Source organism: Mesorhizobium sp. M0239 (assembly GCF_040321815.1).
In the GTDB taxonomy this organism is placed as follows: Bacteria; Pseudomonadota; Alphaproteobacteria; order Rhizobiales; family Rhizobiaceae; genus Mesorhizobium.
The window spans coordinates 220,909-246,797 of sequence record NZ_JAMYSG010000008.1 but is presented as its reverse complement, the minus strand read 5'-3'; the positions used below and the strand labels follow the sequence as shown (position 1 = coordinate 246,797).

At 64.0% G+C, this 25,889-nt stretch carries 21 protein-coding genes; 9 read left to right on the top strand and 12 right to left on the bottom strand.

The window, feature by feature from the left end:
* Window positions 1-214: 214 nt before the first annotated feature.
* Window positions 215-2,938 carry a DNA mismatch repair protein MutS gene (gene mutS, locus NKI99_RS11005; RefSeq protein WP_352610820.1) on the bottom strand — a complete coding sequence of 908 codons (2,724 nt, stop codon included), beginning with the start codon at window positions 2,936-2,938 and terminating at the stop codon, window positions 215-217.
* 213 nt (window positions 2,939-3,151) lie between these two features.
* On the opposite strand from mutS, the gene NKI99_RS11000 reads away from it, so the two are divergent.
* Complete coding sequence (locus NKI99_RS11000) at window positions 3,152-5,431, top strand: NADP-dependent malic enzyme (protein ID WP_023811643.1); 2,280 nt, start codon at window positions 3,152-3,154, stop codon at window positions 5,429-5,431.
* Between the two features lie 33 nt (window positions 5,432-5,464).
* Here the strand turns inward: NKI99_RS11000 and NKI99_RS10995 are convergent, their stop codons facing one another.
* Together NKI99_RS10995 and NKI99_RS10990 are read right to left on the bottom strand one after the other, a co-directional pair.
* Window positions 5,465-6,166 carry an antitoxin Xre/MbcA/ParS-like domain-containing protein gene (locus tag NKI99_RS10995; protein ID WP_352610819.1) on the bottom strand — a complete coding sequence of 234 codons (702 nt, stop codon included), beginning with the start codon at window positions 6,164-6,166 and terminating at the stop codon, window positions 5,465-5,467.
* Between the two features lie 338 nt (window positions 6,167-6,504).
* The gene (locus NKI99_RS10990; RefSeq protein WP_352610818.1) at window positions 6,505-7,497 is read right to left on the bottom strand and encodes an adenosine kinase; all 993 of its coding nucleotides are present in this window, start codon (window positions 7,495-7,497) and stop codon (window positions 6,505-6,507) included.
* A gap of 303 nt (window positions 7,498-7,800) precedes the next feature.
* Between NKI99_RS10990 and NKI99_RS10985 the strand changes: the two genes are divergently transcribed.
* Window positions 7,801-8,685, top strand: a complete 885-nt coding sequence (locus tag NKI99_RS10985) for an EamA family transporter (protein WP_352610817.1) — start codon at window positions 7,801-7,803, stop codon at window positions 8,683-8,685.
* Between the two features lie 89 nt (window positions 8,686-8,774).
* Complete coding sequence (locus NKI99_RS10980; RefSeq protein WP_352439728.1) at window positions 8,775-9,485, top strand: sulfate transporter family protein; 711 nt, start codon at window positions 8,775-8,777, stop codon at window positions 9,483-9,485.
* A 9-nt stretch (window positions 9,486-9,494) separates the two neighbouring features.
* On the opposite strand, the gene NKI99_RS10975 is transcribed toward NKI99_RS10980, so the two are convergent.
* From NKI99_RS10975 to NKI99_RS10950, 6 genes are all read right to left on the bottom strand, one after another.
* On the bottom strand, window positions 9,495-10,493 hold the full coding sequence (locus NKI99_RS10975; RefSeq protein ID WP_352439727.1) for a proline racemase family protein: 999 nt from the start codon (window positions 10,491-10,493) through the stop codon (window positions 9,495-9,497).
* A 14-nt stretch (window positions 10,494-10,507) separates the two neighbouring features.
* The gene (locus NKI99_RS10970; RefSeq protein ID WP_352439726.1) at window positions 10,508-11,311 is read right to left on the bottom strand and encodes an isocitrate lyase/PEP mutase family protein; all 804 of its coding nucleotides are present in this window, start codon (window positions 11,309-11,311) and stop codon (window positions 10,508-10,510) included.
* 77 nt (window positions 11,312-11,388) lie between these two features.
* On the bottom strand, window positions 11,389-12,243 hold the full coding sequence (locus tag NKI99_RS10965; RefSeq protein WP_352439725.1) for a hypothetical protein: 855 nt from the start codon (window positions 12,241-12,243) through the stop codon (window positions 11,389-11,391).
* A gap of 72 nt (window positions 12,244-12,315) precedes the next feature.
* Window positions 12,316-12,978 (bottom strand): HAD family hydrolase, encoded by a 663-nt coding sequence (locus tag NKI99_RS10960; protein ID WP_352610816.1) that lies wholly within the window; start codon window positions 12,976-12,978, stop codon window positions 12,316-12,318.
* Entirely contained in the window at window positions 12,978-13,463 is a 486-nt protein-coding gene (dut, locus tag NKI99_RS10955; RefSeq protein WP_128304825.1) for a dUTP diphosphatase, read from the bottom strand. The genes NKI99_RS10960 and dut overlap by 1 nt, the downstream gene beginning before the upstream one ends.
* Window positions 13,464-13,549: 86 nt before the next feature.
* Window positions 13,550-14,020, bottom strand: coding sequence for an Lrp/AsnC family transcriptional regulator (locus NKI99_RS10950; protein WP_023811653.1), 471 nt, complete (start codon window positions 14,018-14,020; stop codon window positions 13,550-13,552).
* 114 nt (window positions 14,021-14,134) lie between these two features.
* Here NKI99_RS10950 and NKI99_RS10945 point away from each other — a divergent pair, with 114 nt between their 5' ends.
* The 3 genes from NKI99_RS10945 to NKI99_RS10935 all read left to right on the top strand — a co-directional run bounded on the left by NKI99_RS10945 (window position 14,135) and on the right by NKI99_RS10935 (window position 16,900).
* Window positions 14,135-14,383: a DUF6356 family protein gene (locus NKI99_RS10945; RefSeq protein WP_352610825.1), complete on the top strand. Its 249-nt coding sequence runs from the start codon at window positions 14,135-14,137 to the stop codon at window positions 14,381-14,383.
* Window positions 14,384-14,398: 15 nt separating this feature from the next.
* The gene (locus tag NKI99_RS10940) at window positions 14,399-15,199 is read left to right on the top strand and encodes a class II glutamine amidotransferase (protein WP_023811655.1); all 801 of its coding nucleotides are present in this window, start codon (window positions 14,399-14,401) and stop codon (window positions 15,197-15,199) included.
* Window positions 15,200-15,526: 327 nt separating this feature from the next.
* Window positions 15,527-16,900, top strand: coding sequence for an amidase (locus NKI99_RS10935; protein ID WP_352610815.1), 1,374 nt, complete (start codon window positions 15,527-15,529; stop codon window positions 16,898-16,900).
* Here NKI99_RS10935 and NKI99_RS10930 read toward each other — a convergent pair.
* Window positions 16,894-17,967: an NAD(P)/FAD-dependent oxidoreductase gene (locus tag NKI99_RS10930; protein ID WP_352610814.1), complete on the bottom strand. Its 1,074-nt coding sequence runs from the start codon at window positions 17,965-17,967 to the stop codon at window positions 16,894-16,896. The two genes, NKI99_RS10935 and NKI99_RS10930, sit on opposite strands and share 7 nt — an antisense overlap.
* Window positions 17,968-18,203: 236 nt before the next feature.
* On the opposite strand from NKI99_RS10930, the gene NKI99_RS10925 reads away from it, so the two are divergent.
* Window positions 18,204-19,796, top strand: a complete 1,593-nt coding sequence (locus NKI99_RS10925) for a peptide chain release factor 3 (RefSeq protein ID WP_352439722.1) — start codon at window positions 18,204-18,206, stop codon at window positions 19,794-19,796.
* 75 nt (window positions 19,797-19,871) lie between these two features.
* On the opposite strand, the gene NKI99_RS10920 is transcribed toward NKI99_RS10925, so the two are convergent.
* Window positions 19,872-20,342: a VOC family protein gene (locus NKI99_RS10920; RefSeq protein WP_027039696.1), complete on the bottom strand. Its 471-nt coding sequence runs from the start codon at window positions 20,340-20,342 to the stop codon at window positions 19,872-19,874.
* 251 nt (window positions 20,343-20,593) lie between these two features.
* On the opposite strand from NKI99_RS10920, the gene ilvD reads away from it, so the two are divergent.
* Window positions 20,594-22,438, top strand: a complete 1,845-nt coding sequence (gene ilvD, locus NKI99_RS10915) for a dihydroxy-acid dehydratase (protein WP_023811662.1) — start codon at window positions 20,594-20,596, stop codon at window positions 22,436-22,438.
* 159 nt (window positions 22,439-22,597) lie between these two features.
* Here the strand turns inward: ilvD and NKI99_RS10910 are convergent, their stop codons facing one another.
* The gene (locus NKI99_RS10910) at window positions 22,598-24,352 is read right to left on the bottom strand and encodes an ABC transporter ATP-binding protein (RefSeq protein ID WP_128363991.1); all 1,755 of its coding nucleotides are present in this window, start codon (window positions 24,350-24,352) and stop codon (window positions 22,598-22,600) included.
* A 169-nt stretch (window positions 24,353-24,521) separates the two neighbouring features.
* Between NKI99_RS10910 and NKI99_RS10905 the strand changes: the two genes are divergently transcribed.
* Entirely contained in the window at window positions 24,522-25,802 is a 1,281-nt protein-coding gene (locus NKI99_RS10905) for an amidohydrolase family protein (protein WP_352551070.1), read from the top strand.
* Window positions 25,803-25,889 lie beyond the last annotated feature (87 nt).

The following is a 25,889-nucleotide window of genomic DNA, read 5'->3' as shown; positions in this document are numbered from 1 at the left end:
ACCTCCCGGCGCAAAGCACGCCAAACTGTTCGCGATGTCCTCGCACACCTGTTCGCGATGTCTCCGGTCCAAACAGGGGGGAGATAGGCAGCTTCCGCGCTCCGCTCTCCTTGCATGGTGATTGGCGAAAGCCAAGGTGACGTCCGATCTCCCCCCTTGCGGGGGAGATGCCCGGTAGGGCAGAGGGGGGTGCTGTCCCGCCGACCTTTACTGGCTACGCCAGTCCCTTAAGCCGGTAAAGCGCCTCCAGCGCCTCGCGCGGCGTCATCTCGTCGGGATTGATCGCGCCGAGCGCGTCGCCGAGCGCATCGTTTTTCGCCGGCTTTGGCGCTTCGCGCTTCACCGCCACCGAAAACAGCGGCAGGTCATCCACCAGCCGGTTGGTCTTGCCGGAGACTTCGCCTTCTTCGAGCTGATGCAGCACTTCCTTAGCCCGGTCGACCACCGCCTCCGGCAGGCCGGCCAGCCGCGCCACCTGCACGCCGTAGGAGCGGTCGGCGGCACCCTTGCCGACCTCGTGCAGGAAGACGACGTCGTTTTCCCATTCCTTGACCCGCATGGTGACGTTGGAGAGCCGCGCCAGCTTGCCGGCCAGCGAGGTCATTTCGTGAAAGTGAGTAGCGAAGATCGCCCGGCAGCGGTTCTTCTCGTGCAGGTATTCGACCGCCGCCCAGGCGATCGACAGGCCGTCGAAAGTGGCGGTGCCGCGGCCGATCTCGTCGAGGATCACCAGCGCGCGTTCGCCGGCCTGGTTGAGGATCGCCGCCGTCTCGACCATCTCGACCATGAAGGTCGAGCGGCCGCGCGCCAGATCGTCCGAGGCGCCGACACGCGAGAACAGCCGGTCGACGACGCCGATATGGGCCGATGTCGCCGGCACGAACGAGCCGGTCTGGGCGAGGATGGCGATCAGTGCGTTCTGCCTGAGGAACGTCGACTTGCCGCCCATATTGGGGCCGGTCAGAAGCCAGATCGCGCCATTCTTGGCGCTGCCCTCCGGCGACAGGTCGCAATCATTGGCGACGAACGGGCCTTCGCCCGAACGGCGCAAGGCCTGCTCGACCACCGGATGCCGGCCCCCCAAAATGTCGAAAGCAAGGCTCGAATCCACCACCGGCCGGCACCAGGCTTCGCTTTCCGAGAGAAGCGCAAGTGCCGCCGAGACATCGAGCACGGCCAGCGCGTCCGCACCGGCGCGGATCTTCTCCGCTTCGCCGACCGCTTCCGCCGTCAGCGCGTCGAAGGCGGCAAGCTCGATGCTGAGCGCCCGGTCGGCGGCATTGGCGATCTTGGTCTCGAGTTCGGCAAGCTCGGTCGTGGTGAAGCGCATGGCGTTTGCCATGGTCTGGCGGTGGATGAAGCGCGCCTTGGCGCCGTCGCTGCCGGTCATGATCGCGTGGTGATTGGCGGTCACCTCGATGTAGTAGCCAAGCACATTGTTGTGGCGGATCTTCAGCGAGCGGATGCCGGTCTCGTCGATCAGCGAGCGCTCCAGCCCGGCGATCACTTTGCGCGACTCATCGCGCAGCGCCCGCATCTCGTCGAGATCGGCATGGTAGCCGCCGCGCACGAAGCCGCCGTCACGCTTGAGCAGCGGCAGCTCGTCGCCGAGCGCCTGCGTCAGATGCTGCGAAAGCGCTTGGGGCAGTGCATGGATGGCGGCGAGTGCGGCCGTCAATTCCTGCGGCAGGGCGGTCGCCGCGAAAATCTCGGCGATCGCGCCTGCCGCCTCGAAGGCGGCGCGCAGCGCGCCGAGGTCGCGCGGCCCGCCCCGGTTGAGCGCCAGCCTAGACAGCGCGCGCGGCATGTCGGCGACGCTCTTCAGGCTCGACCGCACCGCCTGGCAGAGCCGGGTCTCGGAACGGAAGAACGAAACCGAGTCCAGCCTGCCGCCGATCGCCACCGGGTCGGTCAGCGGCGCCATCAGCCGGTCGGCGAGCAGCCTTGCGCCGCCGCCGGTGACCGTGCGGTCGATCGCCTTGAACAGCGAGCCTTCGCGGCTGCCCGACAGCGTGCGTAAGAGTTCGAGATTGCCGCGTGTTGCCGGGTCGATGAACAGGGTCGATCCCTGCTCCTCGCGCTCCGGCCGCGACAGCGGCGGACGCTCGGCTTTCTGCGTCTTCTCGACATAGGCGATGGCGCCCGAGATCGCCGATAGCTCGGCGCGCGAAAAGGCGCCAAAGCTATCCGGCGTCGCCACATCGAAGAAACGGGCGATGCGTCCCGTGGCCGAGGCCGAATCAAACAGCGACGGCGGTTGCGGGCTGGCGACGCGGCCGAGCACGTCGAACACCGGCTTCAGCTCCGGATCATGGAACACCGGCTCGGCGACGATCAGCTCGCGCGGATCGACGCGGAAAATGTCGGCCAAAAGCCGGTCGGCGGTGGTGTCGGTGACGCGGAAGGCGCCGGTCGAGATGTCGATCCAGGCCAGCGCAAAGGAGTGGTCCGCTCCGCCTTTCACCCGCCCCAGCGCCATCAGGAAACTCGATTCCGACGGCGCCAGCAATTTGTCCTCGGTGATGGTGCCCGGTGTCACCAGCCGCACCACGTCGCGGCGCACCACCGATTTGCCGCCGCGTTTCTTGGCCTCGGCCGGATCCTCGATCTGTTCGCAGACGGCAACGCGGAAACCCTGGCCGATCAGCTTTTGCAGATAATCGTCGGCGGCATGCACCGGCACGCCGCACATCGGAATGTCGAGCCCTTGATACTTGCCGCGTTTGGTCAGCACGATGCCCAACGCCCGGCTCGCCTTCTCGGCATCGTCGAAGAACAGCTCGTAGAAATCGCCCATGCGATAGAACAGCAGCGAATCGGGGTTCGCCGCCTTGATCTCGATGAATTGCTCGATCATCGGCGTGGCGCCGGCGTGGGCGGTCGGCACCGGCGTCATCGCCTCGGGGGCGTCTGGCTCGTTCGGGCTGTGCATGTTCATGCGCGGCACGCTAGCAGATGTGATGATGCGGTTTAATGCCAGAGCTTCGAAAAACAGGGGACGACGGGACGGCAGCTTGTCCGCAATTGCCGATGCGGACGGCGATTCCAGCGCGCTGGCGGTTTACACGCGGCGGCGCGTGGTCTTAATTCGGTCCGACACAAAGCACCCGCTTCAACGAGGTGCTGCACCGGTGAGGAAATCAAGAACATCATGGCCAGGAAAACCGAGAACAACGGTCCGTCCGTCAGTGCGCAGGAAGCGCTCGAATTCCACGCCATGGGTCGCCCCGGCAAGCTGGAGGTCGTTGCCACCAAGCCGATGGCGACGCAACGCGACCTCAGCCTCGCCTATTCGCCTGGCGTCGCGGTTCCTGTTCTGGCCATCGCCGAAGACCCCTCGCGCGCCTTCGACTACACGACGCGCGGCAATATGGTCGCCGTCATCTCCAACGGCACCGCCATTCTCGGCCTTGGCAATCTCGGCGCGCTGGCCTCCAAGCCGGTGATGGAGGGCAAGGCGGTGCTGTTCAAGCGCTTCGCCGATGTCGATTCCATCGACCTCGAGGTCGATACCGAGGACGCCGACGAGTTCATCAACTGTGTGCGTTTCCTCGGGCCCTCTTTCGGCGGCATCAATCTCGAGGACATCAAGGCGCCGGAATGCTTCATCATCGAGCAGCGCCTGCGCGAATTGATGGACATCCCGGTCTTCCATGACGACCAGCACGGCACTGCGATCATCTCGGCCGCCGGCCTGATCAACGCGCTGGAAATCACCGGCCGCGACATGAAGACCACAAAAATGGTCTGCAACGGCGCCGGTGCAGCCGGCATCGCCTGTATCGAGCTGATGAAGGCGATGGGTTTTGCCCCCGAAAACATCACTTTGTGCGACACCAAGGGTGTGGTGTTCCAGGGCCGCACCGAAGGCATGAACCAGTGGAAGTCGGCGCATGCGGTCAAGACCGAGGCGCGCAGCCTCGCCGAGGCGCTCGACGGCGCCGACGTCTTCCTCGGCCTCTCCGCCAAGGGCGCGCTGACCACCGCCATGGTGCAGTCGATGGCCAAGAACCCGATCATCTTCGCCATGGCCAATCCCGATCCGGAAATCACGCCGGAGGAGGTCGCCGAAATCCGCACCGACGCCATCATGGCCACAGGGCGTTCTGATTACCCCAACCAGGTCAACAACGTGCTCGGCTTCCCCTACATCTTCCGCGGCGCGCTGGATGTCAGGGCAACCACCATCAATGACGACATGAAGATCGCCGCCGCGCAGGCGCTGGCGGCATTGGCACGCCAGGATGTGCCCGACGACGTCGCCGCCGCCTATCAGGGCAACCGGCCGAAATTCGGCCCCAACTACATCATCCCGGTGCCGTTCGACCCGCGCCTGATCTCGGCCATCCCGATTGCGGTGGCCAAGGCGGCGATGGATTCCGGCGTCGCCCGCAAGCCGATCCTCGATCTCGATCGTTACGCGCAGGAACTGTCGGCCCGCCGCGACCCGATCGCATCGACCCTGCAGCGCATCTACGACCGCGTGCGCCGCCAGCCCAAGCGCATCGTCTTCGCCGAGGGCGAGGAGGAGCAGGTCATGCGCGCCGCCGTCTCCTATGTGAACCAGCGGCTCGGCACCGCCATCCTGCTCGGACGCGACGACGTCATCAAGGAAAACGCCAAGCACGCCGGCATCGACCTCAACAAGCAAGGCATCGAGATCATCAACGCCCGCCTGTCGCGCCGCAACGGCATCTACACCGACTATCTCTACGAGCGCATGCAGCGCAAAGGCTTCCTGTTCCGCGACTGCCAGCGGCTGATCAACAACGACCGCAACCATTTTGCCGCCTGCATGGTGGCGCTGGGCGACGCCGACGGCATCGTCACGGGTGTGACCCGCAACTATTCCACCGCACTCGACGACATCCGCCGCGTCATCGACGCCAAGCCCGGCCACCGCGTCATCGGCGTCTCGATCGTGCTGGCGCGGGGCAAGACCGTGCTCGTCGCCGACACCGCCGTGCACGACATGCCGAACGCCGAGCAGATCGCCGACATCGCCGAGGAGGCCGCGGGCTTTGCCCGCCGCATGGGCTATGAGCCGAGGCTCGCCATGCTCGCCTATTCGACCTTCGGCCATCCGCAGGGCGAGCGCTCCGAGCGCGTCCAGGAAGCGGTGCGCATCCTCGACAAGCGCCGCGTCGATTTCGAATATGACGGCGAAATGGCCGCCGACGTGGCGCTCAATGCGCGGGCCATGGCGCAATATCCGTTCATAAGGTTGACCGGCCCGGCCAATGTGCTGATCATGCCGGCGTTCCACTCGGCCTCGATCTCGACCAAGATGCTGCAGGAACTCGGCGGCTCCACGGTCATCGGCCCGCTGCTGGTCGGCTTGAACAAGCCAGTTCAGATCGTGTCGCTCAACGCCAAGGACTCGGACATCGTCAACATGGCGGCGATCGCGGCGTATACGGCGGGGACTTGAGCGGCGAGCCTTAGCGGTGAGTCTGCGAGGCGTTCAGCCCGGCGCGAATACGCGCGCGGCTTCGATCACCTCGTCGACCTGATCCTGCCGAAGCAGGTCGACGGGAATGCGGCCGTCGAGCTGCGCCGAGGGCCGCGTCAGCCACAGCCATGCGAGCCTTGGATTGGTGATCAGCGACAGCACGTCGCGAATGCCCGCAACCGGCCGTCCATCGACGAACTGCGCCAGCGGGAAGACATGTTTGCGGCCGCCCTTGCGCAAGGCGATGACCTCGCCCCGCCGTTGCCAGCGATGCAGGGTCGAGCGGGCGATACGCAAATTCTCTTCCAGATAGGTCGAGCCGGCGACGCGGCCCGCCCAGTCCTCGATCAGCATCGATTCGAGATCGTCGGACTTTGGCAGCGAAGGAGGCTCGACATCGGCCAACGGGGTCGTCGGCGGATTGATTACGCCGGCTATACCGGCTTCGCTGCGGCGCGCGGCTTCCGCCGCCAGCGCGCGCACGAATTTCGAGGCCAGGCCGGGCAGGTCGGCATGGATGGCGTCGATGGCGCGCTGGTGCTTCGGTGACAGCAAGGTGACGGCGGACGCTATGCTGCCGGCGATCTTGCCGACCGAGACCATGGTGGGCTTGTTGATGGCCTCGTCATAGTGCGCAAGCGCGCGCTCGACGTCCTCCGCGACCATCTCCGCGAAGTCGTCCTGTTTGAGGCCCTGGATCTGAAATCTGTTCATGCATCTGTCTTTTGGCCGCGCGCTCCCCTCAGCTGCGGCCGATTGTTGAATTTCTAGTGCGGAAAACGGAAATCGCGGCGGCAACGAATCCGGCCGCCCGACAGCATGCTGTCCAGCATTTCTTGACACCCCAACTGACTGAGGGCGCACCGAAATGTCAGTCGCGGGACGCCCAGATTGCGTGTAGGTGCGATGTATGACAGCCGCGCGACGGTGAGAAGCGGTCCGCGCAGCGGACGAAAAGCCAATTGCTTGGCTTTTCGAGCTTCGAACGCCCTGAGCCTGCGAAGGGCAGCGGCGCGACCGGCCGCCTACGGCACAAGCGCCGGGCTTTAGGGTTACAGTAACCCCGCCTGCTCGGCCTCGCGACGCAAATTCTGCCGCGGCCTGGGGCCGATCTGCTGGATCACCAATCCGGCCGCCAGTGAGCCAAGGTCGCCGCAGGTCTGCAGGTCGCGGCCTTGCGTGTAACCATGCAGGAAGCCGGCGGCATAGAGATCGCCGGCGCCTGTCGTGTCGACCAGTTCCTTGATGGCGGTCGCCTTGATGACCACGGTCTCGTCGCCGCGCACGATGACCGAGCCCTTTTCCGAGCGGGTGACGGCGGCGATCCGGCAATCCTTGCGGATCTGCGCCAGCGCTTCGTCGAACGACGATGTCTGGTAGAGCGACTTGATCTCGTGGCTGTTGGCAAAGACGATATCGACCGTGCCCGAACGCATCAGGTCGAGGAACTCGTCTCGGTAGCGGTCGACGCAGAACGAATCCGACAGTGTCATGGAGACTTCGCGGCCCGCCGCGTGCGCCAGCTTGGCCGTCTGCCGGATCGCTTCCTTGGCGCGCGGCGGATCCCACAGATAGCCTTCGAAATAGGTGACCTTGGCACCGGACGCCTTGTCGGCCTCGACATCCTCAGGGCCAAGCTCGACGCAGGCGCCGAGATAGGTGTTCATCGAGCGCTCGCCGTCGGGGGTGACGAAGATCATCGAGCGCGCTGTCGGCGGCTCGCCCTTGAGCGGCCTGGTGTCGAAGGCGACACCCTGCGCATGGATGTCGTGGGCGTAGATTTCGCCGAGCGCATCGCTGGAGACCTTGCCGAAGAAGGCGGCGCGGCCGCCGAAGCTGGCGACGCCGGCCGCCGTGTTGCCGGCGCTGCCGCCGGAGGCTTCGATCGCCGGGCCCATGCGGCTGTAGAGCAGTTCGGCGCGCTCTGTATCGATGAGGTTCATCGCGCCCTTGATGATGCCGTTGGTGTCGAGGAATTCCTCGTCGCACTGGGCGATGATGTCGACAATGGCATTGCCGATGCAAAGCACGTCATAATCCGGCATCAAAATCTCCGCCAAAAACCCGAGCCGGCTTCTTGCCACGCCCGGGCGGGTCTACAGCATGAGCCCGAAAATTGGCAACCGATTTTCTGTCGCCGCCAGCGTGGCGGCGATGAGCATCCCCGCCTTGGGAAGGCGTGCGGCGCCGCACCAGCCGCGAGGCGCTATGACAATTCGACCGTGGCCGAAGCATTTCATTGCCGCACCGCTTACAAGCCTGGCTCAGCCGATCCCGTTACAAAGGCGAGCCAGCCCCCCATGTCTACAAAGAACATGCCGACAAAGAACGAGTCTGCAAAAAACGACATGACCACCGACCTGGCACTGCTCGCCGTGCTGGCAGTGCTTTGGGGCGCCTCATACACCTTCATCAAGATCGGCGTCGAGACAATCCCGCCGGTCACCTTCATTGCCGCCCGCACCCTGATCGCCGGTGGCATCCTGTTTGCCATCATCCGCTGGCGCGGGCTCGCCATGCCTGGCGATGCGGCAAGCTGGCGCCGCTTTGCCTTCCAGGCATGCCTCAACAGCGTCATACCGTTCACCCTGATCGCCGCGGCCGAGCGCTCGGTCGATGCAGGCCTCGCCACCATCCTGAACGCGACCTCACCGATCTTCACCTTCCTGTTCACCGCGCTCATCACCCGCCATGAGCCGGTCACGGTGCGCAAGCTGATTGGCGTCGGCGCCGGTATAGCTGGAATATGCCTGATCATCGGAACCCAGGCGCTTGATGGCATCGGTCACCAATTGTGGGCGCAGCTTGCCATCGTCGCAGCGACAATCTGCTATGCCGGTGCGGCCATTTTCGGCCGTGGCTTCAAGGGCCTCGACCCGATGCTGCCGGCCGCCGGATCGATGCTGTGCGGCGCAATCATCCTGGTGCCGCTCAGTCTTGTGTTCGACCAGCCGTGGACGCTGGCGCCGTCGACCGCATCGATCCTGGCCTTGCTCGGCCTGTCGGTGTTTTCGACCGCACTGGCTTTCGTCATCTATTTCCGCCTCATCCACACGCTGGGCTCGGTCGGCACCACTTCGCAGGCCTATCTGCGCGTGCCGATCGGCGTCGGCATCGGCGCCGTCTTCCTCGGTGAAAGCCTTGGTTCGACGGCATGGCTGGGCATGGCGTTTGTCGTGGCTGGGGTCGCTGCCATGGCCATCCCGGTTCGCAGGCCGGCGCTTGCGCGGTAGGCGCCCGCCGCTTGTGCTGGCGACCTGCACTGCTTATCTCGGGGGCGTCCGTCTTTCGGCGGTATCCGCTAACCCTTGGTTGAAGCACGGTGATTTTCGACGCTGCCCGCACTGCGGCCCTTGAGCTGCTCTCGCCTCCGTTTCGTGCCGTGTTCCTCAAGACGCTGGGCTTGACCCTGCTGGCGCTGGTGGCGCTGTGGTTCGGTCTGACCAGCCTTGTCGAGTGGCTGGCCCTGCCATGGTTGCAGACGCTGTTGCCCGGCATGCCGTCCTGGGCCGGCTGGCTGGGCGGCATCATCGCGGCAATAGCGCTTGCCTTCGGTATGGCGTTGCTCATCGCGCCGGTAACGGCTGTTGTCGCCGGCCTGTTCCTCGACGATATCGCCGAGGTGGTCGAGCGCACCGACTATCCCGGCGATCCATCCGGCCGCGCCATGCCAGCGCTGCGCTCGCTGGTGCTATCGATGCGATTTCTCGGCGTCGTCATTCTTGGCAACATCGTCGCCCTGCTGCTTCTCTTGGTGCCGGGCGTCAACATCGCCGCCTTCTTCATCGTCAACGGCTATCTGCTCGGGCGCGAGTTCTTCGAATTCGCTGCCATGCGCTTTCGCGACGAAGAAGAGGCCAGAGCCTTGCGCAGACACTATGCCGGCACGGTGTTTCTCGCCGGCCTGCTCATCGCTGCCTTCCTCGCCGTGCCGCTGCTCAATCTGGTGACGCCGCTCTTCGCCGCCGCCATGATGGTGCATCTGCACAAGGCGATTTCGGTGCGGGAAGTGGCTCGCTCCTCACGCGGCTGAGCATTTTCGTCAGCGCAACAGGAAACCGCGTCCCAGTTCGTCGTCGGCCTCGACAATGAACTCGGCCCGCCCGGAATAGTAGGCGCGGCCGCCGACGCGGGCGATGATCGCCTCGTGCGGGCCAGCCTTCGCCGTCCGCACCACGGACCCGGAAAAACGCGAGCCGGCGATGCTCTCGAACATGCGTGTCTGCCCGATCGCGATCTCGCCCTTGGCATGCATGGCCGCCAACCGCGCGGTCACGCCGGAGCCGGTCGGCGAGCGGTCGACCTCGGCCTCGGCGAAGACGCAGATGTTCTTAGTCACCTCGCTGGAAAACGCGTCGCGGCCATCGGTCAGGATGGTGCCGTAGAGGAAGGCAAGGTCGGCATGGTCGGGATGCGACAGCGGCAATTCGGCCTTGAGCCTGTCCGTCAGCGCGGTTGCCGCATCGACGAAATCGCGCACCCGGCTTCTGCCGAATTCAAGCCCGAATTGGTGACAATCGGCCAGCGCGTAGAAGGCGCCGCCATAGGCGACGTCGAAGCCGATCGTGCCATGACCCGCCAGCTCTATCGTCTGCCCGCCGGCGAACAGGAAGGCCGGCACGCTTTCGAACGACACCGCACCGGCCTTGCCGTCCCTGACCTCGACCGAGGCGACGACCAGCCCGCACGGCGCCTCGATATTGACTGTCGTGATTGGTTCCTGTTTCGCCACCAATCCCTCATCTACGGCGTAGCGGCCGAGCGCGACGATGGCGTGGCCGCACATCGTCGAGTAACCCTCATTGTGCATGAACAGCACGGCGAGGTCGGCGCCGGGCAGGTCCGGCTCGACCAGCAAGGCGCCATACATGTCGTAATGGCCGCGCGGCTCGAACATCAGGATTTTCCTGAGATGATCGAGATGGTCGCGCACATAGGCGCGCTTTTCTAGGATCGTGCCCTTGGGAATACCGGGATAGCCGCCGGTGACGATCCTGAGCGGCTCGCCGCCTGTATGCATGTCGACGACGGTCAGCGTCATGCGATGGGCCCCGTTCAAGCTGAAGACTTGCCGAAGAGGGCCTGCAATTTGCCGAACGGCATGGCGGCGCGGGTGAAGCCGAAGGTGCCGTCCTGCTGGATCTCGCGTGCCGCCGTTTCCAGCATGCCATAGGCGAAATTGGTCAGCCACGGCCCGAGCGAGATGCGCTTGACGCCGGCCATGGCGAGGTCGGCGATGGTGAAGCCAGGCTTTGCCATGACATTGACCGGCTTGCTGACCGCCGAGCAGAGCGTGCGGATCATCTCGACGTCGCCGATGCCTGGCGCATAGAGCACGTCGGCGCCGGCCTTCTCGAACGCCTGCAGCCGCTTGATGGTATCGTCGAGGTCGGACTTGCCCCACAGGAAATTCTCGGCCCGCGCCGTGAAGACGAAATCGCGCTTCAGCGCCCGCGCCGCCTCCACCGCCGCCGCAACGCGCTCGACAGCGTGCGCGAAATCATAGATTGGCTTGTCGGGGTCGCCGGTGTGGTCTTCGATCGAGCAGCCGGCAAGACCGGCCGCTTCGGCCGCGAAGATGGTTTCGGCGGCCTGCTCGGCGCTGTCGCCCTTGCCTTTCTCGAGGTCGGCCGAGACCGGCAGGCTGGTCGCCCCCGACACCTCGCGGCAATGGTGGATCATCTGGTCGAAGGTCACCGCGCCGTCCGGCAAGCCGCGCGAAAAGGCAAAGCCGGCGCTGGTTGTCGCCAGCGCCGTGAAGCCGAACGAGCCGAGCAGCTTCGTCGTGCCGATATCCCAGGGATTGGGCATGACGAAGGTCGAGGCATGCAGGTCGCGGAAGATCTTGCCCTTGTCCATGGTAGTACCCCCATATGCGGTGTGGCTAAGTGGATTTTATCCTGCCCCATTTGGCCGGGCAAACGAATGCGGTTGGTTCAGAAGCGTTTGGCGTTCTCTCCTGCCAATTTGTCCAGCGTGTCGGAATCCTTGATGTAGCGCGATGTCTTCTTGTCCCAGTGATAGATGACGGAAATCGCGTGGGACTCTGGTCGGGGCGGAGTGTCGTCGCAGCTTTCGCCGTTGAGCACCGTGGCATCGGTCACCGTCACTTTGATGGCAGCATAGGACTTCCCCTCCGCGATGGCCTGAAAAGCTACATCCTGCTTGCGGCTGTAGGCGCACAGGTTTTCGTCGAACGTATAGATCATGTCGATCAGTTCGAATTTGTCGTCGCGGACCATGATCAGCGGCGTGATCACATAGTTCTGGCTCGAGTTGAAATGCGCGCTCATGGTGATCAGGACGTCATCGTTGGCGCTGACCGAAAGCTTGCCCGGTTCGCGGAAGTAGGTGCCGCGGTCGAGCGCGACATTGACGGCGTCGAGCAATTTTGGCTTGGCCGTGACGTCGTAGAGCGCCAGCACCGCATAGCCTTCGGCGCTGTCGGGAGAGTCACCGAGGTCGAACAGCATGGCCAGCCGGTCCTTGCCGCCGGCCTTGATCGCAAGCACCGCGGCATTGGAAAAGCCCGAAGTTTCGGGCGGCGAACCGCCGCCGTCCGGTCGCTCGATATGTCGCATCTCGATCGGTAACCCGCCCCTGTAGAAGCCGTCCTGGTCCGCGGCGAGATCTGGAATGACCATCCTCGCGAGGTCGAGATAGGTGGCATCCGTGCGGCCGGGCAAAGCACTGCCGAGTTCCGGGAAGCCGACGGCTTGCGCGCCGGCCGCAGTCCACAAAAACGGCAGCAGCGTCAAGGTAAGGAAGAAGCGGAACAGGGCGGGTTTCATGCGTGGCCTCGAATTGGCGGGGCCAAGCTAGCACGGACGATCGAGGCGTACAGCCGCAGGCTGAAGATCAGCTTAGTGGATCGGCACCAGCCCGGCCAGCTCGCGCATGTCGTCGAACAGGATGCCGCCGGCCTGGATCAGGCCGGCGCGGTCGGAATAGGGATCGGCATGATAGGAAAACACCCGCATGCCGGCGGCGATCCCGGCCTGCGTGCCGGCGACGCTGTCCTCGATGACGATGCAGTCGGCGGGCGCGAAGCCCATGGTCTTGGCCGCATGCAGGAACAGGTCCGGGAACGGCTTGCCACGGCTGACCATGGTCGAGGAAAACATCGCGTGTTCGAACAGCGGCAACAGCCCGGTCTGGCCGAGCGTGATGTGCATCTTCGACACTCGGGCCGAGGTGGCGACGCAATACGCGATACCGGCTGAACGCACGGCTTCGACGAACTCGCGGACGTAGGGGATCGCTTCGACGCCGTGGGCAAACAGATCCGGCAGGCCGGCGTTCCAGCGATCGACGAAATCGACGCCGAGCCTGCCGCTGGTCTCTGCTTCGATCTCTTTCTGCACCGACGCCATGCTGCGGCCGGAGAAATTCTTGCGGCAATATTCGAAGCTTGTCGGATAGCCGGCAGCGGTCAGCCATTCGGCGAGGCGCCGATTGGCGAGGTTCTCGGTGTCGACCAGGATCCCGTCGCAGTCGAAGATGACAAGTTTAGGCAGTTCAGGCATCAGGCGGTGCCGGTCGACCCGAACCCGCCCGCGCCGCGCGCCGTGCCGCCAGCTAGGTTGCGCTCTTCCACGGCGGCTTGCGTCACCGCGGCAAAAACGATCTGGGCGATGCGCATGCCGCGCGTCACCGCGAAGTCCTCGTCGCCGAGATTGATCAGCAGCACCTTCACCTCGCCGCGATAATCGCTGTCGATGGTGCCGGGCGTGTTGAGGACGGTCAGGCCGTGCTTGAAAGCAAGTCCGGAGCGCGGCCGCACCTGGCCCTCCATGCCTTCCGGAATTTCCAGGATCAGCCCGGTCGGCACCAAAGTACGCTTGCCAGGCAGGATCAGCAGCGGCCGGTCGTCGGGCACCGCGGCGCGCAGATCCATGCCGGCAGCACCGGTGCTTTCATAAGCAGGAAGGGGAAGTCCTTCAGCATGCGGCAACCTGACGAAGCCGACGGTCGGACCGATGACGGAGGGAGTTTGAAGGGCTGCGCGCATAAAATCGATCCTATCGGCGCGAACGGCGATTCGGTCAACTCGACTGTAATTCTATCAACGGCTTTCTTTTGGGCGGCACTGTGACCTCAGCGCAGTTCCATCGGAACGACGGTGGTCTCCTTGATCTCCTCCATCACGAAGGACGCGGACACATCCGACAGCGCCACCTTGGCGATCAGCCGCTGGTAGAGCCGGTCATAGGCCTTCACGTCGGCGACGCGGGCGCGCAAGACATAGTCGAGGTCGCCCGACATGCGGTAGACGCCGGTGATCTCGGGAAAGCCGGTCACTGCCGCGCGGAATTTCTGCAGCCACTCCGGGTCGTGGTTGGACGTGCGGATCAGGATGAAGACGGAAAGGCCAAGTCCGAGCTTTTCGGCATCGACCAGCGCCACGCGGCCGGTGATGACGCCATCCTCCTCCAGCCGCTTCACCCGGCGCCAGCAGGCATTGCGCGACAGCGCCACCCGTTCCGACAGCTGGTCGACCGACAGCGTGCCGTCGCGTTGCAATTCGGCAAGCAATTTCCGGTCGATTTCGTCGATTTCCAACGCCATGTGGGATGTTTGTCCCATCAACGGGTCAAATACAAGGATATTTTGAGACCGATGAACCGGCGAAGCGTGTCAGGATACTCATATCAGGAACTTCAAGCGCTGAAGGGGACCAGCATGTCGGTCGCATGGATTTTCACCTCTCATCCGGCCAAGGTCGGCGAAACCTATTTCACTCATATGGCCTTTGCCGGCTGGTTCTCGTCGCGGCTGCTGATGGCGGCTGGCGCCGCGCTCGTTCACGCTTTCTTGCCATTTCTGTTTGAGACTACCGCCAGCCGAATCGTTCGTGAGCTTTACGAGCGGACGCACAACAGAGGCACACACGCGATCAAGGAGCCTGCGGCTCTTATGGATCGCGCCTAGAGGGCGACAGAAGCGATGTGCCGGTGGGCGGCCTATCTCGGTGAAGCAGTCTTTCTCGAAGACATGCTCACCGCGCCCTGTCACTCGCTGATCGCCCAGAGCCATTGCGCCCAGGAAGCGAAATCGCCGACCAATGGTGACGGTTTTGGCCTTGCCTGGTATGGCGACCGCCCGGAGCCGGGTCTCTACCGAGACATCCTGCCGGCATGGTCGGATCCCAATCTGAAGAGCCTGTGCCGGCAGATCAAATCCGGCCTGTTCCTCGCCCATGTGCGGGCGTCCACCGGCGGCGCCACCAGCCGCATGAATTGCCATCCGTTCATCTCCAGCTCTTGGTCGTTCATGCACAACGGCCAGATCGGCGGCTTCGAAAAAATCCGCCGCGCGCTGGAGAATTCGCTGTCCGACGCTGTCTTCGACCAGCGCGAAGGCACCACCGATTCCGAATTGTTTTTCCTGCTGATGATCGACGAGGGATTGACCGGCGATCCGCAAGGCGCCGTCTCCCGCGCCACCAGCCGCGTGCTCGAAGCCTCGCGCCGCGCCGGCCTCGAACCGGCGCTGAAACTCACCGCCGCCTTCTCCGACGGGCAGGCGCTGCATGCGGTGCGCTACGCCACCGACGCTCACGCACCGACGCTCTACACGTCTGTCCTGCGCAAGGGCGGCGGCCGCTGCATCGTTTCCGAGCCGTTCGACCGCGAGGGCGGCGACTGGCAGGCGATCCCGCCGTCGAGTTTTGTGACGATCACTGGCGATGGCATGGTCATTCGCCCTTTCGCACCCGCATCGGCCAGGCTGGCACTGGCCGTCTAGTTGCAAAAGTGCGGCAACGCCGCGGGACAGCCCCCCCTCTGTCCTGCCGGACATCTCCCCCACACGGGGGAGATTGGCACCTGCGACTGCCGCGCTATTCCTTGCAACGTCCGAGATTGGCGAAAGCTGTCGTGACATCCAATCTCCCCACCTGTGGGGGAGATGTCCGGCAGGACAGAGGGGGGCGCCGTAGAGTGCAGACTTGGACAGTCCAGTCTGCACAATTTCGATCAAACGCAGCCAATCCTCGAATGCTCAACTCCATTTGAAGCAGCGCCGCTGTCCGCCATCCGATCAGGCGAACGCGGCCAAGCCGGAGCATTGTCAATGGACCTCGTCTTTTCCTCAACCATCGAGCTGGCCACCGCCATCGCCGCGCGGAAGATCTCCGCCGTCGAGGCACTCGACGCGCACCTGGCGCAGATCGATGCGCACAACGATGCGGTCAACGCCGTCATCTCGCTCGACAGGGAAGGGGCTCGCGAGTGCGCCAAGAAGGCCGACGCGGCCCAGGCGCGCGGCGAGGCCCTCGGCCCGTTGCACGGCGTACCGTTCACGCTGAAGGACACGCACGAAACAGCAGGCATGAAGACCACGGTCGGCTTTCCGCCCTTTGCCGACTATGTCGCCAAACAGGACAGTCCGGTCGTCGCCCGCTTGCGTGCGGCTGGCGGCGTGCTGATGGCCAAGACCAATGTCGCGACCATGCTTTCGGACTGGCAGTCGAACAATCCGCTGTTTGGTCGCACCAGCAATCCCTGGAATCTCCAGCGCACGGCGGGCGGTTCCAGCGGCGGCGCGGCGGCTGCACTTTGCTCGGGGATGACGCCGTTCGATGTCGGCACCGACATGCAGGACTCAATCCGGCTGCCGGCCAGTTTCTGCGGTGTCTATGGCCTGAAGCCGACGGAGCACCGCGTCTCGCTGGCCGGCGTCTTTCCCGATCCCGGCGGTACTGCGCGCAGCGTGCGGCTGATGTCCTGCCTTGGGCCGCTGGCGCGCAGTGTGGAAGATTTGGCGCTGATCTATCAAATCATTGCCGGTCCTAATGGAAGCGACACCGATCTTGCGCCGGTGCCGGTCGAGGATATGCCAAGCCTCGACCTCAAGACATTGCGCATTGCCTTCGCGCCGTTCTTTCCCGGGTTTCCAGTGGCGGGCGACGTCAGCGCCGCGGTCGAAAGTCTCGCAAGGCAGTTACAATCCGCAGGAGCGGTCGTCGAAGAAGCAAAACTGCCGAAACTCGACCTGCATGACGATCTGGAGCAGGGCGGCGCGCTGATCGGCATGATGCTGGAGGCCGCTCAGCCTGAGCCGCCGGAGGAACCGACACCGGTCTCGCGCTGGTTCGAGGCACTCGCCCGCCGCGACAAATCCATTCTCGCCTGGGACCGGTTTTTCGAGGCCTACGACGCGTTGATCTGCCCGGTCGCCATGACCACCGCCTTCCCGCATTGCGAGCCGGGCACGCCGATCAAGGTCGACGGCAAGGAGCAGAGCTACTGGATGCTGCCGGCCTATGGCGCCGTGTTCAACTACAGCGGCCATCCAGCGCTTTCCATGCCGTGCGGACAGGACAGCACCGGCCTGCCGATCGGCCTGCAACTGGTCGGCAAACGCTGGTCGGAGTCACGGCTGCTCGGCATCGCCAAGGCAATCGAACCACTCACCGGCGGCTTTCGCCGTCCGCCCGCCTATTGAGCGAAGCGCGACAATCCATAAGGCGCAAGCAGCGGGTCGCGCTCGCCGTCGAGGATTTCCCTTGTGGCGAACAGGCCGACGGCCGGCGCCAGCGTGATGCCGGAATGCATGACCGCGACATAGACACCGTCCATGCCCACCGCGCGGCCGATGATCGGAAAGCCGTCGATCGGCGTCGGCCGGTAGCCGACCGTGTGGAAATCGAGTTCCAACCCGTCGCTGTCGCGCAGCATGGCTTTCATGGCCGCAAACAGCGCGTGGGCGGTGGCTTCGGCATTCATACCCGGATCGGCGCCGCCAAAATCCGAGCCGGCGATGATGCGGCCTTCCGCCGTCTGGCGCATGTGCAGCCGCTCGGCCAGAACCAGACCGTTGAGCAGCTTTTTGTAAGGCCGTGAGTGGACGATCAGGCCGGGCGGCGTTTCGATCGGCAGGTTGATCCCGGCGGTCGCGGCGATCTCCGGCGAGCCGACGCCGGCCGCGACCACCACCTCGTCTGATGCAATCAATCCGTGCGAAGTGTCGACACCGGTGATCCTGCCGCCGGTCTGGACCAGGGCCGTCACCGTGCTGGAGATGGTCTTCGCGCCATGTCGCTTCGCGCCTGCCAATAGGGCATGGGCGGCGGCCACGGGCTCTGCGACACCTTCCTCAGCCACATGCAGGGCAAAGTCGGGAAGCTCGGCGAGATTGGGCTCGATGCGCGCGGCACCGGCGCGGTCGACGCGTTCGATGCCGTAGCCCCAGGCGGAATGCTCCGTGGCGTAGATTTCCATGTCGGTGGCCGACAGATCCCAGCACAGGCCACCGCACCAGCTGAGCGGCAGGCCGGGTAGGTCCTGCGCCAGCCGCGACCATTCGGCCATCGCGCGGGTGCGCAGCCGGAAATAGGGCTCCGGATTGCCCCAGCTGGCATTGATCCAGGCAAACGAGTTTGGGGTGGCGATTCCACCGACGGGGCTGTCGGAAATGACCGTGACCTGTGCTCCCGCCTTGCTCAGATGCCAGGCGATGGAGGCGCCGATGATGCCGGCGCCGATGACGATCACTTGTTTCGCCGCAGTCATGCTTGCTCCTCTGCCTCGCCATCCGGAGGGATGTTCGTCCAGTGCCATCCCGGCAGCCGCTTGCCAACATCGCGCAGCGCAAAATATGCGGCAATGCACTGGCCGGAGCCACAGCACGGCTGAGCTGTATGCTCTGACGGTGAGGCGGCGATCAGCAGCTTCCGAGCCGTCGGACCGGTCGACAGCCCGGCACTGCGCTGCTAGAAGCCCGGCCTGTCACACGGAAATCCCAGAGAATGCCCGAAGCAATAGAAGAAGAAGTGGCGCGCCGCCGCACCTTCGCGATCATCGCGCACCCGGACGCCGGCAAGACCACGCTCACCGAAAAGCTGCTGCTGTTCGGCGGCGCCATCCAGCTTGCCGGCGAGGTCAAGGCCAAGAAGGACAAGATTCAGACGCGGTCCGACTGGATGAAGATCGAGCGTGAGCGCGGCATCTCGGTCGTCACCTCGGTGATGACCTTCGAGTATGAAGACAATGTCTTCAACCTGCTCGACACGCCCGGCCACGAGGATTTCGCCGACGACACCTACCGCACGCTGTCGGCGGTCGACTCGGCGGTCATGGTCATCGATGCCGCCAAGGGCATCGAGCCGCGCACACTGAAGCTGTTCGAAGTCTGCCGGCTGCGCGACATTCCGATCATCACCTTCATCAACAAGATGGACCGCGAAAGCCGCGATCCGTTCGAGATTTTGGACGAGATCGAGCAGAAGCTGGCGCTGGATACTGCCCCCGTCACCTGGCCGATCGGCCGCGGCAAGAATTTTGCCGGCACCTATCATCTGGCGCTGAATGCCGTGCGCAGGGGCGACGCGGAGAAAGAACGCACGCCGGTCAATGGTCCCGATTCCAACCGCGTCGCCGGCCTGCTGCCGGAAAACGAGCGCGAGGCCTTCATCGAGGAACTGGAGCTCGCGCGGGAAGCGTGCAGACCCCTTGATATCGAGGCCTTCCGCGAGGGTCATCTGACGCCGGTCTATTTCGGCTCGGCGCTGCGCAACTACGGCGTCCGCGACCTGATCGAGGCGCTTGGCGCTTTTGGACCGCCGCCGCGCGCGCAGGAGGCCGATACCCGCAAGGTCGAGGCGACCGAGGAGAAGATGACGTCCTTCGTCTTCAAGATCCAGGCCAACATGGATCCCAATCACCGCGACCGCATCGCCTTCGTCCGCGTCTGTTCGGGCAAGCTCGAGCGCGGCATGAAGGCCAAGCTGGTGCGCACGGGAAAACCGATGTCGCTGTCGGCGCCGCAGTTCTTCTTTGCCCGCACCCGCGTCACCGCCGACGAGGCGTTCGCCGGCGATGTCGTCGGCATTCCCAACCACGGCACGCTGCGTATTGGCGATACGCTGACCGAGGGCGAGGAAATCCTGTTCCGCGGCGTGCCGAATTTCGCACCGGAAATCCTGCGCCGCGTTCGCCTCGGCGACGCGATGAAGGCGAAAAAACTCAAGGAAGCGCTGCACCAGATGGCAGAGGAGGGCGTCGTGCAGCTGTTTTCGCCCGAGGATGGCTCGCCGGCCATCGTCGGGGTCGTCGGCGCGCTGCAGCTCGACGTGCTGAAGGAACGGCTGAACTTCGAATACACGCTGCCGGTCGAATTCGAAATGTCGCGCTTCTCGGTGTGTCGCTGGATCTCGGCCGACGACAAGGCCGAGACGCTTCGCTTCATCGAGGCGCATCGCGGCGACATCGCCCGCGACCTCGACAATGATCCGGTGTTCCTCGCCCAGCACGCTTTCTCGCTGAACTACGAAGCGGAACGCTGGAAGGCGATCAGGTTTGCCACGATCAAGGACTATCAGGTCCGCGACAGAGCGGCGTAGGCGCCAGTTTTTCCTTCTCTCCGTTCACGGGGAGAAGGTGCTCGAAGGGCAGATGAGGGGCGGCGCGACCCTTGACTATCCTCTAGCGGCTTCCTCGATCTTGGCGATGTCGATCTTGCTCATCTGCATCATCGCCGACATCACGCGGCCGGCCTTGGCCCGGTCCGGATCCAGCAGCAGGCGCGGCAGCTGCTCCGGCACAACCTGCCAGGAGACGCCGAATTTATCCTTCAGCCAGCTGCATTGCGACGGTTGGCCGCCACCTTCGATGAGCTTGTCCCAGAAGTAATCCACCTCTTCCTGCGTCTTGCAGTCGATCGACTGCGACATCGCCTCGGTGTGCTTGAATTGCGGTCCACCATTGAGCGCCTGGAACTGCACCCCGTCGAGTTCGAACGTGGTCACCAGCACCTTGCCTTCATCGGCGTGGCCTTCGGGCCAGCGCATTACGCTCAGCACCTTCGAATTCTTGAAGATGGAGACGTAGAAATTCATGGCCTCTTCGGCCTGGCCGTCGAACCACAGGCAGGTGGTGATCTTTTGCATGTCGTGCTCCTCGGGTGGTTTTGGTTGCGTTACGGCGAAACGGCTGACTCCGAACGCGGTGCCATTTCCATGCCGTCTGCCCAAGGACGGGCATGCAGTGCGCCATCCGACAGTGCCACGCATTTTTTTTGAGAGAATCTGGCGCATTGCAAAATTGTGGCCAGACCGGGCTTGCGCGTCTATAACGCCTGCGGTCCGAATTCAGCTCCGCCGCGCCATGCCTGGCTGCGGCCAGCCACCAAGGAAAAAACATGCCTGCCTATCGCTCCCGCACCACCACCCATGGCCGCAACATGGCCGGCGCTCGCGGCCTCTGGCGCGCCACCGGCATGAAGGACAGCGATTTCGGCAAGCCGATCATCGCGGTGGTCAACTCCTTCACCCAGTTCGTGCCGGGCCATGTCCATCTGAAGGATCTCGGCCAGTTGGTCGCGCGCGAGATCGAGAAGGCCGGCGGCGTCGCCAAGGAATTCAACACCATCGCCGTCGACGACGGCATCGCCATGGGCCATGACGGCATGCTCTATTCGCTGCCGTCGCGCGAATTGATCGCCGACTCGGTCGAGTACATGGTCAACGCTCACTGTGCCGATGCCATGGTCTGCATCTCCAATTGCGACAAGATCACGCCCGGCATGCTGATGGCCTCGTTGCGCCTCAACATCCCTACCGTCTTCGTTTCCGGCGGTCCGATGGAAGCTGGCAAGGTGGTGCTCGCCGGCAAGACGCAGGCTCTCGACCTGGTCGATGCCATGGTGGCGGCGGCCGACGACAGAATTTCCGACGAGGACGTCAAGGTCATCGAGCGCTCGGCCTGCCCGACCTGCGGCTCCTGCTCGGGCATGTTCACCGCCAATTCGATGAATTGCCTGACCGAGGCGCTGGGCCTTTCATTGCCCGGCAACGGCTCGACGCTGGCCACGCATGCCGACCGCAAGCGGCTGTTCGTCGAGGCCGGCCACCTGATCGTCGATCTCGCCCAGCGCTATTACGAGCAGGACGACGAAACCGCGCTGCCACGCAACATCGCCTCCAAAGGTGCGTTCGAGAACGCCATGACGCTCGACATCGCCATGGGCGGCTCGACCAACACCGTGCTGCACATTCTCGCCGCCGCGCATGAGGGCGAAATCGATTTCGATCAGGACGACATCGACGCGCTGTCGCGCAAGGTGCCGGTGCTGTGCAAGGTTGCTCCGGCCAAGTCCGACGTGCACATGGAAGACGTCCACCGCGCCGGCGGCATCATGGCCATCCTCGGCCAGCTCGACAATGCCGGCCTGCTCAACCGCGACCTGCCGACGGTGCACACGCGAACGCTGGGCGAAGCGCTCGACCATTGGGATATTTCCCGCACGACCAGCCAGAGTGTGCGCGATTTCTTCCTCGCCGCCCCTGGTGGCGTGCCGACACAGGTCGCTTTCAGCCAGGACCGCCGCTGGGACGAACTCGATCTCGACCGCGAGAAAGGCGTCATCCGCTCGACCGAACATCCCTTTTCCAAGGATGGCGGCCTCGCTGTGCTGAAAGGCAATCTGGCTCTCGACGGCTGCATCGTGAAGACGGCCGGCGTCGATGAATCGATCCTGAAGTTCACCGGCCCGGCCCGCGTGTTCGAAAGCCAGGATTCCAGCGTCAAGGCGATCCTGTCGAACGAGATCAAGGCCGGCGATGTGGTCGTCATCCGCTATGAAGGGCCGCGCGGCGGCCCAGGCATGCAGGAAATGCTTTATCCAACCAGCTATCTGAAGTCGAAAGGGCTCGGCAAGGCCTGCGCTCTGGTCACCGACGGCCGCTTCTCCGGCGGCACCTCGGGCCTGTCGATCGGCCACGCATCGCCGGAAGCCGCCGAAGGCGGGCTGATCGGGCTGGTGCAGGAGGGCGATACGATCGAGATCGACATCCCCAACCGCAGCATCCGCCTGGCTGTCGACGATGCCGAACTGGCAGCGCGCCGTGCTGCTATGGAGGCCAGGGGCGCCCTGGCCTGGAAGCCCGAGGAAAAGCGCAAGCGCAAGGTGACGACCGCCTTGCGCGCCTATGCCGCGATGGCGACCAGCGCGGCCAAGGGCGCGGTCAGGTTTGTGCCGGAATAAGGTTCGCGCCCAGGCCCCCTCATCCGGCCGCTACGCGGCCACCTTCTCCCCGCAGGGGAGAAGAGGCTGGCGCCGGCGCTGACGATCTCTTCTCCCCTCGGGGAGAAGGTGGCCCGAAGGGCCGTATGAGGGCGTCTGGCTCCAACATCCGGAACACCATCACGGCATCAACTGATACTCATAAAGCTTCTGGTAGAGCCCGCCCTGCTTGAGCAAGGTCTTGTGCGGGCCGCTTTCCACCACCTTGCCGGCTTCGAGCACCACGATCGTGTCAGCCTGGTGCACGGTCGACAGACGGTGCGCGATAACGATCGTCGTGCGGCCTTCCGTCAATTGCTGCAGCGCGTCGCGGAACAGTGCTTCCGATTCGGCATCGAGCGCGCTGGTCGCTTCGTCCAGAAGCAGGATCTCGGCATTGCGCAGCATGGCGCGTGCGATCGAGATCCGTTGGCGTTGGCCGCCCGACAGCAGGCCGCCATTCTCGCCGACATCCGTCTCGTAGCCTTTCGCCTGCGCGCTGATGAAGTCATGGGCGTTGGCCGCCTTGGCGGCGGCGATCACCTCTTCGTCGGTCGCACCCTCGCGCCCAAGCCGGATGTTGTGCATGATGGTGCCGGCAAACAGGAACGTGTCCTGGCTGACATAGGCGATCTTTTCCCGCAGCGATGCGAGCGTCGCATGGGAAATATCCTGACCATCGAACAGCACCTTGCCGCTCTTCGGGTCGTACATGCGCATGATCAGGTTTAGAATCGTCGACTTGCCGCCGCCGGAAGGCCCGACCAGCGCCGTCATCTTGCCGGGCGCAAGCGTCAGATCGAACCTGTCCAGCACCGGCGGCCCGTTCTGATAAGCGAAGTCGACCGCGTCGAACCGGATCTCGCCCGGTCCGGCCAGAAGCGGCTTCGCGTCGGGCTTCTCTACCAGAGTCAGCGGCTGGTCGGCGAGCTCGAACATCATGCGCACGCCGACAATGCCGCTTTCCAGCGATATGCGCACGCGCGCAAGGCGCTTTGCCGGCTCATAGGCAAACAGCAGCGCCCCGATGAAGGCCATGATGTTTCCAGGCATCTGGCCGCCTTGCAAGACCAGGAAGCCGCTGACGAAGATGGCCCCGGCAATTGCCAGTCCGGCCAGCGTCTCCATCACCGGGCTTGTCGCAGCCTCCAGCGTCGCGATGTTGTTGGCCCGGTTCTCGACGTCCGACACGGCCTTGTACATGCGGTTGCGCATTGCGCCTTCGAGGTTGAAGGATTTGACGACGCGCACGCCGATTGCCGTTTCCTGCATCACCTGCACGATCTGGCCGACCGAGCGAAACTCCATCGCGGCGAACTTGCGAACACGTTTGAGGATGCGGTTGACCCCGTAGATAGCCAAGGGGCCGACGACAAAGCAGATTATGGACAAGGCTGGCTGCTGCCAGACCATGACCCCTACCAGGACAACCAGCGACAACAGGTCGCGCACATAGGACGTGACAACGAGGTCGAGCACGTTGCGCGCAGCCTGCGCATTGTTGGTCATGCGTGTGATCAGGTCGGACGACGAGGTCGAATGGTAGAATTCGATGCCTTGCGCCAGGATGCGGTCGTAGATCTTGCGCTGGCGATCGGCGATGATGGCGTTGCCGACCCGGCTCATGAAATAGGCCTGGATGAAGTTGGCGAGACCCTTGAGGATGAAGATCGTGGCAACCCCCGCCGCAATCAGGTTGACGCGGTCAATCCGCTTGAAGACCACGAATTCGTCGGTGATCTCTTTGAGAATCCAGGCGCTGGCGCCGGTCGTGGCGGCCACCACAAGCATCGACAAGATCGCGGCGCCGTAGCCAAACCTGTGCTGGTAAAAGGATTCCCGGATCAACCTCGCAACGAGGCGCTGGTTTTCCGTCGAGCGGAAGAAACGAAACAAACGGCGGATCCTTGAAACCGGGACAACGAAGGCGGCTTATAGAGGGAGTTGCGGCCGGATGGAACCATCCGCGGCCGCCGCGGACAAACCGCTGTTGCAAGCGGCATCGACGAGATGCGATTTCCAGCCTCGGCTATATCAGATGATTCTTTTGACGGGATGACGACAGATGGATTTCGACCTTATCGTTCGCGGCGGCACGCTGCCTGATGGCAGCGTTGCCGACATCGGCATCAGCGGCGAGACGATCGCGGCGATCGAGCCCGTTATGCAGGGTTCCGCGCGAACCGAGATCGACGCCCGTGGCAATCTGGTCTCGCCGCCCTTCGTCGATCCGCATTTCCACATGGACGCGACGCTCTCATACGGCATTCCGCGCATCAACGCGTCGGGTACGCTGCTCGAAGGCATTTCGCTATGGGGCGAGTTGAAGCCGCTTTTGACGCATGAGGCGGTGCGTGATCGCGCATTGGCCTATTGCGACTGGGCGGTGTCGATGGGCCTGCTCGCAATCCGCACCCATGTCGATGTCTGCGATGACAGGCTGCTGGCGGTCGAGGCGCTGCTCGAGGTCAAGAAGACGGTCGCCCCCTATATCGACCTGCAACTGGTCGCCTTTCCGCAGGACGGGTTCTACCGCTCGCCGACGGCACGTGAGAACACCATCCGCGCATTGGACATGGGCCTCGACATTGTCGGCGGCATCCCCCATTTCGAGCGCACCATGGCCGACGGCACGCGTTCGGTAACGGAGCTGTGCGAGATCGCGGCCAAACGCGGCCTGATGGTCGACCTGCATTGCGACGAGACCGACGACCCGCTGTCGCGTCACATCGAACAGCTTGCCTATGAGACGCAGCGCCTTGGTCTGCAAAACAGGGTGGCCGGCTCGCATCTCACATCGATGCATTCGATGGACAATTACTACGTCTCGAAGCTGCTGCCGCTGATCGCCGAGGCCGGCGTCTCGGTCATTCCCAATCCGCTGATCAACATCATGCTGCAGGGCCGCCACGACACCTTCCCGAAGCGCCGCGGCCTGACTCGGGTCAAGGAGATGCTGGCGCTCGGCATTCGCGTCGGCTGGGGCCAGGATTGCGTGCTCGATCCCTGGTATTCGCTTGGCACCGCCGACATGCTCGATGTCGCCTTCATGGGTCTGCACGTTGCTCAGATGTCGAGCCCGGCCGAGATGGCGCGCTGCTTCGACATGGTCACCAACGTCAATGCCGCGATCATGGGCCTCGATCATCTCGGCCTGGCGGTCGGCAAGCGCGCCAGCCTTGTCGTCCTCGATGCCGGCAATCCGGTCGAAGCCCTGCGCTTGCGCGCCGAGCGCCTGTGCGTCATCGCCAGGGGCAAGGTGGTGGCGGAGCGGACGAAGCAGGAAACCAGGCTGTCCATCGACGGAAGGCCGGGAATGGTGAACCGGCGGCACATATCCAGCTAGATACAGCCGATTCCTGGCGCTGGTCTTACCCATTGCCCGAATTCTCCTCGTCAAAGCCGCCGCTTCCGTCTACGACGCGGCTTACCA

What these genes read in the sequence shown, in the direction of transcription:
- mutS (WP_352610820.1), bottom strand. Translation starts at nt 2,938, where the DNA reads ATGAACATGCACAGCCCGAACGAGCCAGACGCCCCCGAGGCGATGACG.
- NKI99_RS11000 (WP_023811643.1), top strand. Translation starts at nt 3,152, where the DNA reads ATGGCCAGGAAAACCGAGAACAACGGTCCGTCCGTCAGTGCGCAGGAA.
- NKI99_RS10995 (WP_352610819.1), bottom strand. Translation starts at nt 6,166, where the DNA reads ATGAACAGATTTCAGATCCAGGGCCTCAAACAGGACGACTTCGCGGAG.
- NKI99_RS10990 (WP_352610818.1), bottom strand. Translation starts at nt 7,497, where the DNA reads ATGCCGGATTATGACGTGCTTTGCATCGGCAATGCCATTGTCGACATC.
- NKI99_RS10985 (WP_352610817.1), top strand. Translation starts at nt 7,801, where the DNA reads ATGACCACCGACCTGGCACTGCTCGCCGTGCTGGCAGTGCTTTGGGGC.
- NKI99_RS10975 (WP_352439727.1), bottom strand. Translation starts at nt 10,493, where the DNA reads ATGACGCTGACCGTCGTCGACATGCATACAGGCGGCGAGCCGCTCAGG.
- NKI99_RS10970 (WP_352439726.1), bottom strand. Translation starts at nt 11,311, where the DNA reads ATGGACAAGGGCAAGATCTTCCGCGACCTGCATGCCTCGACCTTCGTC.
- NKI99_RS10965 (WP_352439725.1), bottom strand. Translation starts at nt 12,243, where the DNA reads ATGAAACCCGCCCTGTTCCGCTTCTTCCTTACCTTGACGCTGCTGCCG.
- NKI99_RS10960 (WP_352610816.1), bottom strand. Translation starts at nt 12,978, where the DNA reads ATGCCTGAACTGCCTAAACTTGTCATCTTCGACTGCGACGGGATCCTG.
- dut (WP_128304825.1), bottom strand. Translation starts at nt 13,463, where the DNA reads ATGCGCGCAGCCCTTCAAACTCCCTCCGTCATCGGTCCGACCGTCGGC.
- NKI99_RS10950 (WP_023811653.1), bottom strand. Translation starts at nt 14,020, where the DNA reads ATGGCGTTGGAAATCGACGAAATCGACCGGAAATTGCTTGCCGAATTG.
- NKI99_RS10945 (WP_352610825.1), top strand. Translation starts at nt 14,135, where the DNA reads ATGTCGGTCGCATGGATTTTCACCTCTCATCCGGCCAAGGTCGGCGAA.
- NKI99_RS10940 (WP_023811655.1), top strand. Translation starts at nt 14,399, where the DNA reads ATGTGCCGGTGGGCGGCCTATCTCGGTGAAGCAGTCTTTCTCGAAGAC.
- NKI99_RS10935 (WP_352610815.1), top strand. Translation starts at nt 15,527, where the DNA reads ATGGACCTCGTCTTTTCCTCAACCATCGAGCTGGCCACCGCCATCGCC.
- NKI99_RS10930 (WP_352610814.1), bottom strand. Translation starts at nt 17,967, where the DNA reads ATGACTGCGGCGAAACAAGTGATCGTCATCGGCGCCGGCATCATCGGC.
- NKI99_RS10925 (WP_352439722.1), top strand. Translation starts at nt 18,204, where the DNA reads ATGCCCGAAGCAATAGAAGAAGAAGTGGCGCGCCGCCGCACCTTCGCG.
- NKI99_RS10920 (WP_027039696.1), bottom strand. Translation starts at nt 20,342, where the DNA reads ATGCAAAAGATCACCACCTGCCTGTGGTTCGACGGCCAGGCCGAAGAG.
- ilvD (WP_023811662.1), top strand. Translation starts at nt 20,594, where the DNA reads ATGCCTGCCTATCGCTCCCGCACCACCACCCATGGCCGCAACATGGCC.
- NKI99_RS10905 (WP_352551070.1), top strand. Translation starts at nt 24,522, where the DNA reads ATGGATTTCGACCTTATCGTTCGCGGCGGCACGCTGCCTGATGGCAGC.